This is a genomic window from Exiguobacterium sp. UBA3968 (assembly GCF_002385115.1).
Lineage (GTDB): Bacteria > Bacillota > Bacilli > Exiguobacteriales > Exiguobacteriaceae > Exiguobacterium_A.
In genome coordinates, this window is record NZ_DGCW01000005.1 from 116,951 (window position 1) to 133,089 (window position 16,139).

A 16,139-nucleotide genomic window follows, 5' to 3' on the forward strand; every position below is an offset into this window, starting at 1 on the left:
GATTATAGACTTAAGAACTTAATTGCGACACCGATGATGAACAAGACTGCGAAGAAGCCGAATGATGCACCAAAACCAACGGCAGAGTCGAGCGCATCGTTGCGTTTTGATTGAATATCGTTCTCGAACGCGTTTTCACTTGGTGGGCGTACTGAATGTGCCATGCTGCATTCCCCCTTAATAGATTCCGCTTCTAGTATAGCGGAATAAAAGAGGATTATCTATGATGAAGTTAAGAACAAACTGTGAAATGTGGTGGGAATGATGAAAACTCCTTGGCTCGTCAACGGAAAATTAGCGAATTTATACTTATTATATGGAACGGAACGACATCTGTTAGAAGAATGGGAACGTGAAATCGTGAAAGCGGCTCTTCCGGACGGAGAACGCTTTGATTATATGAAAATCGATTTGAACGACCAACCGCTTGATGCGGTGCTTGATGAAGCAGAGACGGTGCCATTCTTGAGTGACTACCGTGTCGTCGTTGCAAAACCTGCAACGTTTCTGACAGGAGCAAAAGATAAAAAACAACATAACCTCGAACGGTTAGCAGATTATATCCTACAACCGGCAGACTATGCGGTCGTTGTCTTGATTGTCGAAGCAGAAAAGCTCGATGAACGAAAAACCGTCGTTAAACGATTGAAGGAGCGCGCGACGGTGCTGGAGGCGAAAAAACCGACGACCGAAGAGCTGTTCCGCTTCGTCCTGGATGCCGTCAATGACAAAGGGTACCGGATGGAACGTCCGGCGATCGAGCGGCTTATTTTCCTGACTGCTGAGATGTGGGGGACATTAGCGCACGAACTGGAGAAGTTGATGTTGTTTGCAGGAGATCGCCCGACGATCGAAATCGAGGATGTCGATTTGTTGGTTCCGCGGACATTAGAGGACAACGTCTTTCAATTAACGGACTACTTGATGAAGCGTCAACTCGAACCAGCAATCCGTTTGATTCGCGACCTAGAAAAACAAGGACAGGAAGTGTTGGCACTTCTTGGGCTGATGGCACGGCAATACCGGATGATGCTGCTGTCGAAACGATTAGCAGAACAAGGATACGGAGAACGACAAATCGCATCGAAAGTCGGAGCCCATCCCTATGCGATCAAATTGGCATTACAGTCTGCGAAGCGGTTTACCTTTGCGCAGCTCGAGCAAGCACTCATCGCCATCACGACCACGGATGAAGGCATGAAGACGGGGCGCGGTGATAAGAAGATTCTATTCGATGCGTTGATCGTTCGCTTAGCGACACTATAGAGGAGGAGAATGATGATGGAAGTCCAGCTCATAACAGCAGAAGAAGTCATCCCATTACGGCATGAAGTGTTGCGTCCTCATCAACCACGTGAAGCGTGTGTTTATCCAGACGATGCGCGTGCCTCGACGTTTCATCTCGGCGGGATAAAAGCACAACAAATTGTCGCGATCGGTAGTTTCTCGGAACAATCACATGAACAAGCGCCAGGAGCGACGTACCAACTTCGTGGCATGGCATCGAGTGAACAAGTGCGTGGTGAAGGATATGGTCGGGCGCTGATCGAAGAAGCCCGTCGTCTCTTGAAAGAACGACAAGTGACAGCTTGGTGGTGTAACGCCCGCGTTACGGCACTTCCTTTTTATGAGCGTCTTGGACTAGAGCGCGTCGGAGAGCCTTTCATGATTGAAGGAATCGGTCTTCACTATGTCATGATCGACCGTCTAAACGACAAATAGGACAACAAATGGCGGACGAAGGAATCGTTTCACACGAGTCCTTCGTCCGCCATTTCACATCATATAAAAAAATCGCCACTGGAGATACCTCCTAGTGGCGACCCATCACCGTATTCTTCGGAAAGAATTAAAGTGCGTTTACGAGTTTAGCGAGACGTGATTTGTCACGACCAGCTTTGTTGCTGTGGATGAGACCTTTAGCAGCAGCTTTGTCGATTTTTTTAGAAGCTGTAGCGAAAGCAAGGACCGCTTGGTCTTTGTTACCTTCAGCTGCGAAAGTTTCGACTGCTTTAATCGCTGAACGCATTGCCGATTTACGTTGTACGTTAGCGACGCGGCGTTTTTCAGCTGTTTTAACGCGTTTGATTGCTGATTTAATGTTAGCCATGGATGATTCACCTCCAATAAAACTCATTCGAGATTTATATTCGCATATCTGCAGTTATCGTTCAACAGAACAAACACAATTGTAGCAAACGTTTTTCTTAAAAGCAATACGACGTCTAGGGAATCTTCACATTTTGTTTTTCGGGTAAAACAAAACGAGATAGTACAGTGAAGCGCTTTTTGGTATAATGAACCGTATGTACGTTTGAAAATAAGGTAAGGTGACTCTAAACATGACGAATGAAGACCGTTTAAAGCGGCAGAAGAGTATTCGTAACTTCTCGATCATTGCCCATATCGATCACGGGAAGTCGACACTCGCTGACCGGATTTTAGAAAAAACTGGCGCGCTGACATCGCGTGAAATGAAAGATCAGACACTTGATGCCATGGAGCTCGAACGTGAGCGTGGCATCACGATTAAACTGAATGCTGTTCAATTGAAGTATACAGCAAAAGACGGGGAAGATTACATTCTTCACCTCATCGATACACCGGGACACGTCGACTTCACATATGAAGTCTCGCGTTCACTTGCAGCTTGTGAAGGAGCTGTCCTCGTCGTTGATGCGGCACAAGGAATCGAAGCGCAGACGCTTGCGAATGTTTACTTAGCACTCGACAACGATCTCGAAATCCTTCCGATCATCAACAAAATCGATTTGCCTTCTGCAGACGTCGAACGCGTCCGTCAAGAAATCGAAGATGTCATCGGACTTGATGCGTCTGAAGCCGTTCCGACATCCGCGAAAGCCGGAATCGGAATCGAAGAAATTCTCGAACAGATCGTCGAGAAAGTACCAGCTCCGACGGGTGATCCCTCTGCACCGCTTGAAGCATTGATCTTCGACTCGTACTATGATGCGTATCGTGGTGTCGTTGCCTCGATTCGAGTCGTCAACGGAACAGTTAAGGTTGGCGATAAAATCCGAATGATGTCGACAGGTAAGGATTTCGAAGTCCTTGAACTTGCTGTCGCAACACCAAAACCATTACGTCAGCAAGAATTGACAGTTGGTGATGTTGGAACGTTGTCGGCCTCGATCAAAACGGTCGGCGATGTACGTGTCGGGGATACGATTACGCTCGCGAAACAGCCGGCTGCTGAAGCGCTGCCAGGATACCGAAAAATGAATCCGATGGTGTACTGTGGACTCTATCCGATCGATGCTGCGAAATACAATGATTTACGAGAAGCACTTGAAAAACTGCAACTCAGTGACGCGGCGCTCGAATTCGAACCAGAGACTTCACAAGCACTCGGATTCGGATTCCGTTGTGGATTCCTCGGGATGCTCCACATGGAAATCATTCAGGAGCGGATCGAACGTGAGTTCAACATCGATATGATCACGACGGCACCGTCCGTTATCTATCACGTGACGACGACAGCGGGTGAAGTCTTGCATGTTGATAACCCATCGAAGATGCCGGATCAGCAAAAAGTTGAATTCATTGAAGAGCCGTTCGTTAAGGCTGCTGTCATGACACCGAATGATTACGTTGGTGCAATCATGGAGTTGTGTCAGAAGAAACGCGGAACATTCGTCGATATGCAATACATCGATACGACACGTGTCAAAATCACCTATGAATTGCCGTTATCTGAGATCGTCTACGATTTCTTTGATCAGTTGAAATCGAGTACAAAAGGATATGCGTCACTTGATTATGAATTGATCGGCTATCAACAGTCGCGTCTCGTCAAGATGGATATCCTTCTTAATAACGAAAACGTCGATGCGCTCAGCTTCATCGTTCACCGTGACTTCGCGTACGAACGTGGAAAGGTCATCGTTGATAAGCTGAAGGAATTGATTCCGCGGATGCAGTTCGAAGTGCCGATTCAGGCAGCAGTCGGAACAAAGATTGTCGCGCGTTCGACGATTAAAGCATTACGGAAGAACGTTCTCGCGAAATGTTACGGGGGAGACATCTCTCGGAAACGGAAGTTGCTCGAGAAGCAAAAAGAAGGTAAGAAACGCATGAAGATGGTAGGCTCAGTAGAGGTACCGCAAGAAGCCTTCATGTCCGTTCTATCTATGGACGAAGATTAAACAGGTGGGGGGCGCTTGCGTCCCCTTTTTGGTTTTTATAGAGAAAGGATGAGGCGAAATGGGAATACGCGCCGCATATGTCCACATCCCTTTTTGTGAACATATTTGTTACTACTGTGATTTCAATAAAGTCTTTTTAAAGAATCAGCCCGTCGATGAATACCTCGATGCGCTTGAACGCGAAATCGAACTGACGCTGAAACAATACCCGACGGATCATCTCGAGACGATCTTCATTGGTGGTGGCACACCAACTGCTTTGAATGAACCACAGATGCAACGTTTAATGGAAATCATTCAAAAGCATTTGTTGCCACTAACAGGTGACGATTTAGAGTATACGGTCGAGTCGAATCCGGACGGTGTATCGGAAGAGAAACTTGATATCATGAAGATAGGTGGTGTCAATCGTGTCAGTTTCGGTGTCCAATCGTTTGACGATGGTTTGCTCGAACGCATCGGTCGAACGCACCGGGAAGCGAAAGTCGCGCAGACGCTCGATGCAGCAGCGAAACGATTTAATAACATCTCCGTCGACTTGATGTTCGGATTACCGAATCAGACGCTCGATCAGGTCCGCTACGACGTTACACGGGCGCTACAATTACCGATTACGCATATTTCATCCTATTCATTGATTTTAGAACCACACACGGTTTTTGCGATTCAAGAGCGAAAAGGAAAACTACCGCTACCGACGCAAGATCTCGAGGCAGAGATGTATCAAGTGATGATCGAAACGATTGAAGCAGGTGGTTATGCACAGTATGAGATCTCGAACTTCGCAGAAGTTGGAAAAGAGAGTCGTCATAATCGCGTCTACTGGGAAAACGATGAGTACTACGGATTTGGTGCAGGCTCACATAGCTATATCAATCAGACGCGTCGTGCGAACATCGCACCGATTCCGCACTATATCAAGGCGGAAGGGTTACCGGTTCGAAAAGAGACGCCGTTGACGAACGTTGAGCGGATGGAAGAAGAGATGTTCCTCGGTCTTCGAATGAAGGACGGCGTATCGCTCGAGCGTTTCCAGGAGAAGTATGGAGTAGCGTTTAAAGATGTATTTGGTGAAGTCATGAAACGGTTGTTGCCAAACGGTCTCGTCGAGCAGACGGAGACACATATCCGTTTGACGCCAGCCGGAATTCCGCTAGCGAACGAAGTCTTTGCAGAGTTCATTGGTGAAGCGCAAGTACAATGACATAAGAGTAGCTGAAATCAATGAAAATGAGAGAAGCGGTGTTTCCCAAATGTGGAACACTGCTTCTCTCATTTTTTCGACTTCCTTAAAAAATACGCAGTCGTTCCGATGACCGCGATGAACAGCCAGACAAAGACTCCCGCCATTGCCAATAATTCAATCATCCGATTCATCCTTTCCGTTCTTTGTTTCACTGTATCGCAGAATGGGAAACTGTTCAAAGGGTCACGCAATTCGGTTGACATCGGGCGGACAATTCCTTATAGTAAAAGATGTAATTAGCACTCGTTAAAAGTGAGTGCTAACAAAATAAGGTGGTGAAGAAGGTGCTGACGGATCGTCAATTGTTGATTTTACGTGCAATCGTCGATGATTATATCAAGACTGCTCAACCCGTCGGCTCACGGACGCTCTCAAAACGAGACGACGTGACGTTCAGTTCCGCGACCATTCGTAACGAGATGGCGGACCTCGAAGAGATGGGTCTGATTGAAAAGCCACACACTTCCGCAGGACGGATTCCTTCCGAACTCGGATATCGTTTTTATGTCGACCATCTGATTCGTCCGGAAAACATCACACCAAAAGAAGCACAGGCATTGAAGTCACTCTTTGCCCATTCCGTGAATGAGAATGATCGGTTGATTCGGCACACAGCAGACCTGTTGAGTGATTTAACCCATTACACGACACTTGTACTTGGACCAAAAGAAGACGGACAACGACTGCATCATCTAGAATTAATTCCTCTTGCCGAGGGTCGTGTCGTCATCGTTCTCGTCACAGAGACGGGACATGTTGAACACAAGACATTGCAATTGAATCAAGCGTTGTCCCAGGAAGCAGCGAGCCGACTGATGGAACGTCTGAACCAGACGTTGCGCGGTACGCCGCTCTCAGCCTTACGCAGTCGTCTGCTTGAGGAAATCCGTCGCTTCCGTTCAGAGCATTCTGAGCAGACGGTATTGCTCTCGAAAGCACTTGATCTCGTCTTGACGGATCAAGAGGAGCGACCGTTCATTTATTTGGGCGGGAAAGCCAACATGTTCGATCAGCCTGAATTTCAGGACGTCGCAAAACTACGACCTGTTCTCGAACTGATCGAACAGCAAGAAGCTGTTCTCGATTTCCTACGACCGAATCTCGATAATCAAATCTTGATTACGATCGGGAGTGAGAACAATATGGATGCATTAAAAGATTGTAGCGTCATCCGGGCCCATTATTCGGTCGACGGTGTCTCAATTGGGACACTCGCATTGATCGGACCGAAACGGATGGATTACAACCGGGGAATCAACTCGATCATCCATCTACTTCAAGCATTCCAAACCGAATTGCATAAGAACAATTTGGATTGAATATAGAAAGGGGCTCGATTCAGAGTGGAAGAAAAAGAACAGAATCAAAACCTCCAACAAGAAGAAAACGTGACAGAGCCGACTGAAACCGTCGAAGTCACAGAAGAAGAAGTCATCCAAGCGGATCTCGTCGAAGACGAGAAGCCGGACTTCGAAGCACAACTCGCAGAAGCAAAAGCTTCAGAATTACGCCTCCGTGCGGATTTTGAGAACTTCAAGCGTCGTAACCGTGTCGAAGCAGAGAACCGCGCGAAGTATTCTTCACAAGCGATCGTCGAAAAGCTGTTGCCACTCGTCGATAACTTGGACCGGGCGCTCCAAATCGAGACGGAAAACGAGGAGACGAAATCTGTCTTGACGGGTGTCGAGATGGTAAAACGTCAACTCGTCGAAACGCTTCAAAATGAAGGCGTCGTCGAGATTCCAGCTGTCGGTGAAGCGTTCGATCCGAACTTACACCAAGCGGTCGTTCAAGAAGCGAGCGAAGAACACGCATCAGGTGTCGTCATCGCTGAATTCCAAAAAGGGTACAAATTGCACGATCGTGTGATTCGTCCGAGTATGGTTAAAGTAGCTGAGTAATCAGCCTGTACTTCATTATTCCAATCATTGAAAGCGAGGAAATAGATCATGGCAAAAATCATCGGTATTGACTTAGGTACAACGAACTCATGTGTTGCAGTAATGGAAGGTGGCGAACCCGTCGTCATCGCTAACGCAGAAGGAAACCGTACGACACCATCTGTCGTCGCATTCAAAAACGGTGAGCGTCAAGTAGGGGAAGTTGCAAAACGTCAAGCAATCACGAACCCGAACACGATCATGTCGATCAAACGTCATATGGGTACAGACTATAAAGTAGAAGTTGAAGGCAAAGACTACACACCACAAGAAGTCTCTGCGATCATCCTTCAAAAATTAAAAGCGCAAGCAGAAGACTACCTCGGTGAAAAAGTCACAGAAGCTGTCATCACAGTACCGGCTTACTTCAACGATGCAGAACGCCAAGCGACAAAAGACGCTGGTACAATTGCTGGTCTTGATGTAAAACGGATTATCAACGAGCCTACAGCAGCAGCGCTCGCTTACGGTCTCGAAAAAGGCGAAGATCACACGATCCTCATCTATGACCTTGGTGGCGGTACGTTCGACGTGTCGATCCTTGAGCTCGGTGATGGCGTCTTTGAAGTAGTTTCAACTGCAGGTGACAGCCGTCTTGGTGGAGATGATTTCGACCAAAAAATCATCGATCATCTCGTAGCAGAATTCAAAAAAGAAAACGGCATCGATCTTGCTCAAGATAAGATGGCGCTTCAACGTTTGAAAGATGCAGCTGAAAAAGCGAAAAAAGACCTTTCAGGTGTTTCTTCAACACAAATCAGCCTTCCGTTCATCACAGCTGGCGCATCAGGTCCACTTCACTTGGAAATGACGCTCTCACGCGCGAAATTCGACGATCTCACAGCAGATCTCGTTGAACGTACGATGGAACCAACACGCCGTGCTATGAACGATGCAGGTCTGACACCAGACAAAATCGACAAAATCATCCTCGTTGGTGGTTCGACTCGTATTCCTGCAGTTCAAAAAGCAATCCAAGACTTCACTGGTAAAGAGTCGTTCAAAGGGGTTAACCCGGATGAAGTCGTTGCCCTCGGTGCAGCGGTTCAAGGTGGCGTATTGACAGGAGACGTCAAAGACGTCGTTCTTCTCGACGTAACTCCACTCTCACTCGGTATCGAGACAATGGGTGGCGTGATGACGAAATTGATCGATCGTAACACAACGATCCCAACTTCGAAATCACAAGTCTTCTCGACTGCAGCAGACAGCCAACCAGCTGTTGACATCCACGTCCTCCAAGGGGAACGTCCAATGGCAGCAGATAACAAAACACTTGGTCGCTTCCAATTGACGGACATTCCGCCAGCACCACGTGGTGTGCCACAAATCGAAGTTAAATTCGACATCGACGCGAACGGTATCGTTAACGTTTCTGCGAAAGATCTCGGAACGAACAAAGAACAGTCGATCACGATTCAATCATCAAGCGGTTTGACTGAAGCGGACATCGAGCAAATGGTCAAAGATGCAGAAGCAAACGCGGACGCAGACAACAAGCGTAAAGAAGAAGTCGAATTACGCAACGAAGCAGACCAACTCGTCTTCGCAACAGATAAAGCAATCAAAGACCTCGGTGAGCAAGTCGCTGACGCTGATAAAGAAAAAGCAGAAGCTGCAAAAGAAAAAGTAACAAAAGCTCTCGAAGGAACAGACATCGAAGCAATCCGTTCTGCAAAAGACGAATTGTCGACAGTCGTCCAAGAGTTGACACAAAAAGTCTACGAGAACATGGCACAGCAACAAGCGGGCGCTGAAGGCGCACAAGCTGGTGGTCAAGACGACAACGTCATGGACGCTGAGTTCGAAGAAGTCGACGAGAAAGACAACAAGTAATTCATCCGACCGATTTTTCGGGCGCTAGAGAGAGCCAAAGCGTATCCGCGCTTTGGCTCTTTCCATGTCGCACGAAGTTCGGTAAAATCAAACAGTATGAAATGAATCGGAATAGAGAGAGGAAGACTGCACGTGGAAAAACGCGATTATTATGAAGTACTAGGCGTCGCGCGCGATGCCTCATCAGCGGAAATCAAACGCGCGTACCGTAAGCTTGCCCGGACGTACCACCCGGACGTCAACAAGGAAGCGGATGCGGATGCGAAATTCAAGGAATTATCGGAAGCGTATGAAGTGTTGTCCGATGACAATAAACGAGCACGTTACGACCAATTCGGTCACCAAGATCCATCACAAGGTGGCGGTGGATTCAGTGGAGCTGAAGGATTTGGCGACATCTTCGACATGTTCTTCGGTGGCGGACGTCGTCAAGATCCAAATGCCCCACGTAAAGGACAGGACTTACAATACGTCGAGGAAATCGACTTCATGGAATCGGTCACAGGCGTCGAGAAGACGATCACGATCCCAGTCGAAGAAGATTGCGGTACATGTCATGGTTCGGGTGCTAAACCAGGAACACATCCAGAAACATGTAAACGATGCGGTGGTTCGGGGCACATCAACGTCGAACAAAACACGATGTTCGGTCGTGTCGTCAACCAAACGACGTGTTCGACATGTCATGGGCGTGGACAAATCGTCAAGGAGCCATGTGAAACATGTCGTGGAGCCGGTCGTGTCCGTAAAAACAAAGATGTCCGTGTCAAAATTCCAGCAGGGATCGACAATGGGCAACAAATCCGCTTAGCAGGCAAAGGGGAAGCCGGTGTCAACGGTGGACCAGCAGGTGACTTGTATGTCGTCGTCCGTGTCGCAGCACACGAACTGTTCGAACGTGTCGATGATCATATCGTCATGGATATGCCACTTACATTCGCACAAGCAACACTTGGAGATGAGATCGAAGTACCGACCGTTCATGGCAAGGTCAGTCTGAAGATTCCAGCGGGCACACAGACAGGATCACGTTTCCGTCTCCGCGGAAAAGGGATGCCGAACGTCCGGTCCGGTCATCATGGTGATCAATACGTCAACGTCGTCGTCATCACACCGAAGAATCTGACGGAACGTCAAAAAGAACTATTACGGGAATTCAATGAAATCAGCGATGAAAAAGGTGTCGAAGAGCAACACGAAGGTGTCTTCAGCCGGATCAAGACATTCTTTACAGGGTGATCACTACAGAGGAGCGTGACAAGAAATGAAATGGTCAGAGATCTGTGTCCATACGACACAAGAAGCCATCGAAGCAGTTTCAAACATCTTACATGAAGCGGGAGCAAGCGGAGTCGTCATCGAGGACGTCGAAGATTTCGAGATGATGTCCCACCGAGAAGATAACTTCGGTGAAATTTGGGATGAGACGAAACGGGACGAGTACCCGACTCAAGGTGTACTCGTGAAGGCGTATCTTGCAGAAAGCAGCGATTTGACGGACACGATCAAAGGCATCGAACAGGACATCCAACAATTGACGAACTTCGGTCTGTCGATTGGCACGGGTGCTGTCACGCTGACTCAAGTAGATGAAGAAGACTGGGCACATTCATGGAAACAATTCTATAAACCGGTCAAAATCAGTCGTCATCTGACGGTCGTCCCGATGTGGGAAGACTACACGCCACAACCGGATGAAAAGATCATCGAGCTCGATCCAGGTATGGCGTTCGGAACAGGAACACACCCGACGACGGTCCTCTGCATTCAAGCGATTGAGAACTACTTGCAAGAGCAAGACCGTGTCGTCGATGTCGGAACGGGATCCGGTGTCTTAGCGATTGCAGCAGCGAAGCTTGGGGCAAAAGATGTCTTTGCACTGGATTTAGACGAAGTCGCTGTCAAATCAGCGACAGAAAACGTCGCTTTGAACAACGTCAGTGAGCAGATCACGGTCCGTCAAGGCGATTTGATGAAGGAATTGAGTGAGCCGGTCGAGTTGATCGTCGCGAATATCTTAGCGGAAGTCATCCTCCTCTTCGTCAAGGATGCCTATACGCTGACGTTACCAGGCGGGCATTTCATCGCTTCCGGTATCATTAGTCAGAAGAAAGATATGGTCGTACAAGCGATGCAAGAAGCAGGATTCACGATCGTCGAGACGACGAAGCTTGAAGACTGGGTCGCAATCATCGCGAAACGGGAGGCATAAGCGCATGCAACGGTATTTCGTCGAGCCCTCGATGCGTCAGGGAGATGTCTTTCATCTCCCGAAAGACGACGCACACCATATGAAAAACGTCATGCGGATGGAAGTCAGCGGAGAGATTCTCGTACTCGACGGGACAGGTCTTTACCGGTGTCGCCTGGAAGCACTCGATAAAGAAGCGGCTTCTGCCCGGATCGAAGAGACTTTACCGATCGAGACGGAGTTACCGATTCGTGTGACGATCGCCCATGGATTGCCAAAAGGCGATAAGATCGAACTCGTTGCCCAAAAAGCAACGGAACTCGGGATGCATTATCTACGGATTTTCGAAGCCGATCGTTCCGTCTCGAAATGGGATCAGAAGAAGGTTCCGAAAAAGATTGAACGCCTCGAAAAAATCGTCAAGGAAGCAGCGGAACAATCGTACCGTGCCCACTTGCCGACAGTCGACTTCGTGGCGTATGATGAAGTCTTACAGGATGCATCGAACTACACGGCTTGTCTGGTTGCCTATGAAGAATCAGCGAAACAAGGGGAGGCCTCCGTCCTCGCTATGACGCTTGCTGGACTGCAAGAAGGAGATTCCCTTCTTGTCGTCATCGGACCTGAAGGTGGGTTCGCTGAAGCAGAAATCGCACGTTTGACGGATGCCGGTTTTAAACAAGCCGCTCTAGGGCGCCGCATCTTACGGACGGAAACGGCACCGTTGTATGTCCTTTCCGCCGTCTCGTATCATTTTGAATTGAAAGGGTGAACGAAATGGCAACTGTTGCCTTTCAAACGCTTGGCTGTAAAGTCAACCATTACGAAACAGAAGCTGTCTGGCAACTGTTCAAGGACGCTGGTTACGCACGCGTTGATTTTGCTGATCATGCGGACGTGTATGTCGTCAATACATGTACGGTCACGAATACCGGAGATAAGAAAAGTCGCCAAGTCATCCGACGGGCGATTCGCCAAAATCCGGATAGTGTCATCTGCGTAACGGGCTGTTATGCCCAAACATCTCCTGCTGAAATCATGGCGATTCCTGGCGTCGATGTCGTCGTCGGAACACAAGATCGGCATAAAATGATTGGATACATTGAACAATTCCGTGAAGAACGCATGCCAATCAATGCGGTCGGAAACATCATGAAAGCAAAAGTCTATGAAGAACTGGATGTACCGGCCTTTACGGACCGGACACGGGCTTCTCTGAAAATTCAGGAAGGCTGTAACAATTTCTGTACGTTCTGTATCATTCCATGGGCGCGTGGTCTCATGCGGTCTCGTCAACCAGAAGATGTCTTGAAGCAAGCACAACAGCTCGTTGATGCGGGTTATAAAGAAATCGTCTTGACGGGCATCCATACAGGTGGCTACGGAGAAGACTTAAAAGACTACAACTTAGCGAAATTACTTAAAGCACTCGAATCCGTCAATGGACTCGAACGTTTGCGGATTTCGTCGATCGAAGCTAGTCAAATCACGGACGAGGTACTTGATGTCCTGAAGGATTCACCGATTGTCGTTCGTCACTTGCACGTTCCGATCCAGTCGGCTTCCGATACGGTCCTTCGCCGGATGCGCCGGAAGTATACGATGGCAGAATTCGGAGAACGGATTACGCGTTTGAAGGAAGTCCTGCCTGACTGTGCGATCACATCGGATGTCATCGTTGGTTTCCCAGGTGAGACGGAAGAAGAGTTCATGGAAACGTTCAACTTCATCAACGATCATAAGTTCAGTGAGTTGCATGTCTTCCCGTACTCAAAACGGACAGGAACACCCGCTGCGATGATGGATGATCAAGTCGAGGAATCAATCAAAGAAGAACGCGTCGCGCGTTTGATCGCTTTATCGGATCAACTCGCAAAGGAATATGCTTCGAAATACGAAGGGGAACTGCTTGAGATCATTCCGGAAGAATTCTCGGAAGAAGCAGGCGGTCGTCTCGTCGGTTACACAGATAACTATTTGCGTGTCGCAATCGAAGGCGATGAGTCGATGATCGGACAACTCGTTCGTGTCAAAATCACGAAAGCCGGTTATCCGATGAACGATGGTCAATTTGTTCGCATCATGCAGACACTTAAAGACGCTGTAGTCTAATCGAAAGGGCAAAGGGAACCTCTGGTTTTCTTTGCCACTTTTTTTGTTTTCATTTCAGGAATGCGCTACACTGAATACAGTTCAATTAAGGAAAGAGGATATTATTCATGCGAATCAACAAATTCATTAGTGAAACGGGCTTTTGCTCAAGGCGTGCTGCCGATAAATTAGTCGACGCAGGTCGTGTGACGATCAACGGTCTGACGGCAGAACTCGGCTCGCAAGCTGAAGAGACGGACGTCGTCGAAATCGACGGTCAGCCACTCCAAACGAAACCAAAACCCGTCTACATCGTCTTAAATAAACCGGTCGGCATTACGTGTACGACGGAGCTTGATATCGAAGGAAATATCATCGATTTCGTTAATCATCCGAAGCGGATTTTCCCGATCGGTCGTCTCGACAAGGATTCAGACGGCTTGATTCTTTTGACGAATGACGGTGATGTCGTCAACCGGATTCTCCGGGCAGAAAACAATCACGATAAGGAATATATCGTGACTGTCGATGCCCCGATCACGGACACATTCATTCAAGGAATGGCGAGTGGTGTTGACATTCTTGGTACAACGACGAAGGAATGTATCGTTGAACCACTTGAGACACGGACATTTCGCATCATTTTGACGCAAGGGTTAAATCGTCAGATTCGTCGAATGTGTAAAGAGTTCGGCTACCGGGTCAAACGGCTGCAGCGCGTCCGGATCATGAACATCGAGCTTGGCGATTTACCGATTGGTTCTTGGCGTGATTTGACAGAAGAGGAATTACGCGAGTTGTTTACGACGCTTGACGGGCAATAAGGTTCAATGAAAGTCGCCACTGGCGGCTTTCTTCATACATAAGGGGGATGACCGTGGACAAACGGGGTATGAGTGCGACATTCGTCGCCTACGTGATTGGTGGACTGTTGCCGATCTACAAAGTATTTGCTGCTGGAATTCCAGCATGGACGGTCGTTTCAATCCGGATTTTAAGTGCGTTCATCTTCGTGACACTATTGTTACGCTTGACGAAGAAGTTTCAATTCGTTCGTCACCTGTGGCAAAACAAACGCCAGCGCTATACCGTGCTTGCGGCAGGTCTCGTATTAGGTGGGAACTGGTCACTCTATCTGTATGCCATCGGAGAAGGGTATATCGTCGAGTCGTCGCTCGGGTATTATATCAATCCGCTCGTCAGCGTCTTGTTCGGTTTGATCTTTTTTAAGGAACGATTAACGCGTCCACAAATCATCGCGATTGTATCAGCAATCACTGGTGTGATGATTTTAACACTCGGTTATGGTCAATTTCCGATCATTGCCTTTTCACTTGCCATCTCGTTCGCATTTTACGGTGTGCTGAAGAAAAAGGCGGCAGCCGAGCCATTATCGGGATTATTTTTAGAGACGCTCGTCACGCTCCCGTTCGCTCTCTTGACGCTAGGCGTGACGGATAGTCAACCGCTTGCGATGCCGACGAGTGCACTGCTTGCAATCATCATGCTCGGAATCGCAACAGCAGTTCAATTGATGTTATTTGGATACGGGATGCCGAAAATCCCGTTCGTTTACGTCGGAATTCTGCAGTACATTGCACCAACGTTAACGCTACTCCTTGGAATTTATCTATTTAATGACGTCTTTACGACGATTCACTTCATCGCTTTCCTGTTCATTTGGATTGCCGTTGCTTTGTTTACGATCAGCGGTTTATCAGCAGGAAAGATACGGATGAAGAAGGTATCATAACGAAAGAAGGGATTATGTGAATCTACCGGGATTTTTTGCGACGCTTGTCGCATATATCATTTGGGGGCTCTTACCGCTTTACTGGAAGATGCTCGCTAATGTACCGAGTGAAGAGATACTAGCGCACCGGATCATCTGGTCGTTTCTATTTCTACTCATCTTACTGTCGTTTCAAAAAGCACTTGGAAAATGGAAGACGGCATTGCGTGATCCGTTCACGCGCCGACTCTTTTTCTTAAATGGACTGATCATCAGCTTGAATTGGTTCATCTACATCTGGGCTGTCAATCATCAATTCATCGTTGAGGCATCGCTCGGCTATTACATCAATCCGCTCGTCAGCATCGTCTTTGGTGTCTTCTTCTTTCAAGAAAAGCTCTCACGGATTGAATGGATCTCGATTGTCCTTGCGACGATCGGTGTTCTGATTTTAACGATTGGCTACGGCGAATTTCCATGGATCTCGATTGCGCTTGCCTTAAGCTTCGGTTTTTACGGCGTCGTCAAAAAACGTCGTCCGCTTGAATCAACGGTCAGTCTGACACTTGAGACGATGGCGCCGCTTCCACTGGCTTTGATCTTCCTCGGATATTGGCAAGTACAGGGAACGTCTTCGATAACCGAATCTGTCGGTACGATGACTGGACTCATCTTAACGGGGATCGTCACCGCTGTGCCACTTTTGTTATTTGGATTCGGGGCACAACGGATTCCATTCACATGGGTTGGATTCCTGCAATTCGTCGCACCAACCTTATCACTTGGACTCGGTGTATTGCTCTATCATGAACCGTTTACTAAAACACACATGGTGGCGTTTACATGTATTTGGACAGCAGCGATTGTCTTTACGCTCAATGGAGTCTGGATTCGAAAAAAACAGCTTCGAAAAGTCGCGTAAAAAGATAGAAGTCAG

16 protein-coding genes are annotated in these 16,139 nt (G+C 47.9%); 14 read left to right on the top strand and 2 right to left on the bottom strand.

The genetic code is table 11. The features are described from left to right. Positions 1-2 precede the first annotated feature (2 nt). On the bottom strand, positions 3-164 hold the full coding sequence (locus B3S86_RS02270) for a YqzM family protein (protein ID WP_023467431.1): 162 nt from the start codon (positions 162-164) through the stop codon (positions 3-5). Between the two features lie 100 nt (positions 165-264). On the opposite strand from B3S86_RS02270, the gene holA reads away from it, so the two are divergent. Both holA and B3S86_RS02280 read left to right on the top strand, forming a co-directional pair. Next, positions 265-1,266: a DNA polymerase III subunit delta gene (gene holA / locus B3S86_RS02275; RefSeq protein WP_023467432.1), complete on the top strand. Its 1,002-nt coding sequence runs from the start codon at positions 265-267 to the stop codon at positions 1,264-1,266. 12 nt (positions 1,267-1,278) lie between these two features. After that, the gene (locus tag B3S86_RS02280) at positions 1,279-1,722 is read left to right on the top strand and encodes a GNAT family N-acetyltransferase (RefSeq protein ID WP_290748734.1); all 444 of its coding nucleotides are present in this window, start codon (positions 1,279-1,281) and stop codon (positions 1,720-1,722) included. 127 nt (positions 1,723-1,849) lie between these two features. On the opposite strand, the gene rpsT is transcribed toward B3S86_RS02280, so the two are convergent. After that, positions 1,850-2,110: a 30S ribosomal protein S20 gene (gene rpsT, locus B3S86_RS02285; protein WP_023467434.1), complete on the bottom strand. Its 261-nt coding sequence runs from the start codon at positions 2,108-2,110 to the stop codon at positions 1,850-1,852. 232 nt (positions 2,111-2,342) lie between these two features. On the opposite strand from rpsT, the gene lepA reads away from it, so the two are divergent. The 12 genes from lepA (at position 2,343) to rarD (B3S86_RS02345) (ending at position 16,124) form a co-directional block, all read left to right on the top strand. Further along, positions 2,343-4,166: a translation elongation factor 4 gene (gene lepA / locus B3S86_RS02290; protein WP_056060060.1), complete on the top strand. Its 1,824-nt coding sequence runs from the start codon at positions 2,343-2,345 to the stop codon at positions 4,164-4,166. Positions 4,167-4,230: 64 nt separating this feature from the next. Next, positions 4,231-5,370 (top strand): radical SAM family heme chaperone HemW, encoded by a 1,140-nt coding sequence (gene hemW, locus B3S86_RS02295; RefSeq protein WP_290753165.1) that lies wholly within the window; start codon positions 4,231-4,233, stop codon positions 5,368-5,370. Between the two features lie 326 nt (positions 5,371-5,696). After that, the gene (gene hrcA, locus B3S86_RS02300; protein ID WP_035409289.1) at positions 5,697-6,731 is read left to right on the top strand and encodes a heat-inducible transcriptional repressor HrcA; all 1,035 of its coding nucleotides are present in this window, start codon (positions 5,697-5,699) and stop codon (positions 6,729-6,731) included. A gap of 24 nt (positions 6,732-6,755) precedes the next feature. Then, a complete protein-coding gene (gene grpE, locus B3S86_RS02305) occupies positions 6,756-7,313 on the top strand; it encodes a nucleotide exchange factor GrpE (RefSeq protein WP_290748740.1) in 558 nt (185 codons plus the stop codon). A gap of 48 nt (positions 7,314-7,361) precedes the next feature. After that, positions 7,362-9,188, top strand: a complete 1,827-nt coding sequence (gene dnaK, locus B3S86_RS02310; RefSeq protein ID WP_035398411.1) for a molecular chaperone DnaK — start codon at positions 7,362-7,364, stop codon at positions 9,186-9,188. A gap of 132 nt (positions 9,189-9,320) precedes the next feature. Further along, the gene (gene dnaJ, locus B3S86_RS02315; RefSeq protein ID WP_023467442.1) at positions 9,321-10,427 is read left to right on the top strand and encodes a molecular chaperone DnaJ; all 1,107 of its coding nucleotides are present in this window, start codon (positions 9,321-9,323) and stop codon (positions 10,425-10,427) included. 25 nt (positions 10,428-10,452) lie between these two features. Then, positions 10,453-11,400, top strand: a complete 948-nt coding sequence (prmA, locus tag B3S86_RS02320; protein WP_035409285.1) for a 50S ribosomal protein L11 methyltransferase — start codon at positions 10,453-10,455, stop codon at positions 11,398-11,400. A gap of 4 nt (positions 11,401-11,404) precedes the next feature. Beyond that, positions 11,405-12,151 (top strand): 16S rRNA (uracil(1498)-N(3))-methyltransferase, encoded by a 747-nt coding sequence (locus B3S86_RS02325; RefSeq protein WP_290748746.1) that lies wholly within the window; start codon positions 11,405-11,407, stop codon positions 12,149-12,151. A gap of 5 nt (positions 12,152-12,156) precedes the next feature. Then, complete coding sequence (gene mtaB, locus B3S86_RS02330) at positions 12,157-13,491, top strand: tRNA (N(6)-L-threonylcarbamoyladenosine(37)-C(2))-methylthiotransferase MtaB (protein ID WP_035409280.1); 1,335 nt, start codon at positions 12,157-12,159, stop codon at positions 13,489-13,491. Positions 13,492-13,598: 107 nt separating this feature from the next. Next, positions 13,599-14,294 carry a 23S rRNA pseudouridine(2604) synthase RluF gene (gene rluF / locus B3S86_RS02335; RefSeq protein ID WP_053452714.1) on the top strand — a complete coding sequence of 232 codons (696 nt, stop codon included), beginning with the start codon at positions 13,599-13,601 and terminating at the stop codon, positions 14,292-14,294. 47 nt (positions 14,295-14,341) lie between these two features. Then, complete coding sequence (gene rarD / locus B3S86_RS02340; protein ID WP_235513988.1) at positions 14,342-15,223, top strand: EamA family transporter RarD; 882 nt, start codon at positions 14,342-14,344, stop codon at positions 15,221-15,223. Positions 15,224-15,239: 16 nt separating this feature from the next. Further along, entirely contained in the window at positions 15,240-16,124 is an 885-nt protein-coding gene (gene rarD / locus B3S86_RS02345; RefSeq protein WP_035409275.1) for an EamA family transporter RarD, read from the top strand. Positions 16,125-16,139 lie beyond the last annotated feature (15 nt).

Excerpts from the sequence above, each read along its gene's own strand:
- B3S86_RS02280 (WP_290748734.1), top strand. The coding sequence starts at position 1,279 with ATGATGGAAGTCCAGCTCATAACAGCAGAAGAAGTCATCCCATTACGG.
- prmA (WP_035409285.1), top strand. The coding sequence starts at position 10,453 with ATGAAATGGTCAGAGATCTGTGTCCATACGACACAAGAAGCCATCGAA.
- dnaK (WP_035398411.1), top strand. The coding sequence starts at position 7,362 with ATGGCAAAAATCATCGGTATTGACTTAGGTACAACGAACTCATGTGTT.
- rpsT (WP_023467434.1), bottom strand. The coding sequence starts at position 2,110 with ATGGCTAACATTAAATCAGCAATCAAACGCGTTAAAACAGCTGAAAAA.
- mtaB (WP_035409280.1), top strand. The coding sequence starts at position 12,157 with ATGGCAACTGTTGCCTTTCAAACGCTTGGCTGTAAAGTCAACCATTAC.
- holA (WP_023467432.1), top strand. The coding sequence starts at position 265 with ATGAAAACTCCTTGGCTCGTCAACGGAAAATTAGCGAATTTATACTTA.
- rarD (WP_235513988.1), top strand. The coding sequence starts at position 14,342 with ATGACCGTGGACAAACGGGGTATGAGTGCGACATTCGTCGCCTACGTG.
- lepA (WP_056060060.1), top strand. The coding sequence starts at position 2,343 with ATGACGAATGAAGACCGTTTAAAGCGGCAGAAGAGTATTCGTAACTTC.
- rluF (WP_053452714.1), top strand. The coding sequence starts at position 13,599 with ATGCGAATCAACAAATTCATTAGTGAAACGGGCTTTTGCTCAAGGCGT.
- B3S86_RS02325 (WP_290748746.1), top strand. The coding sequence starts at position 11,405 with ATGCAACGGTATTTCGTCGAGCCCTCGATGCGTCAGGGAGATGTCTTT.
- B3S86_RS02270 (WP_023467431.1), bottom strand. The coding sequence starts at position 164 with ATGGCACATTCAGTACGCCCACCAAGTGAAAACGCGTTCGAGAACGAT.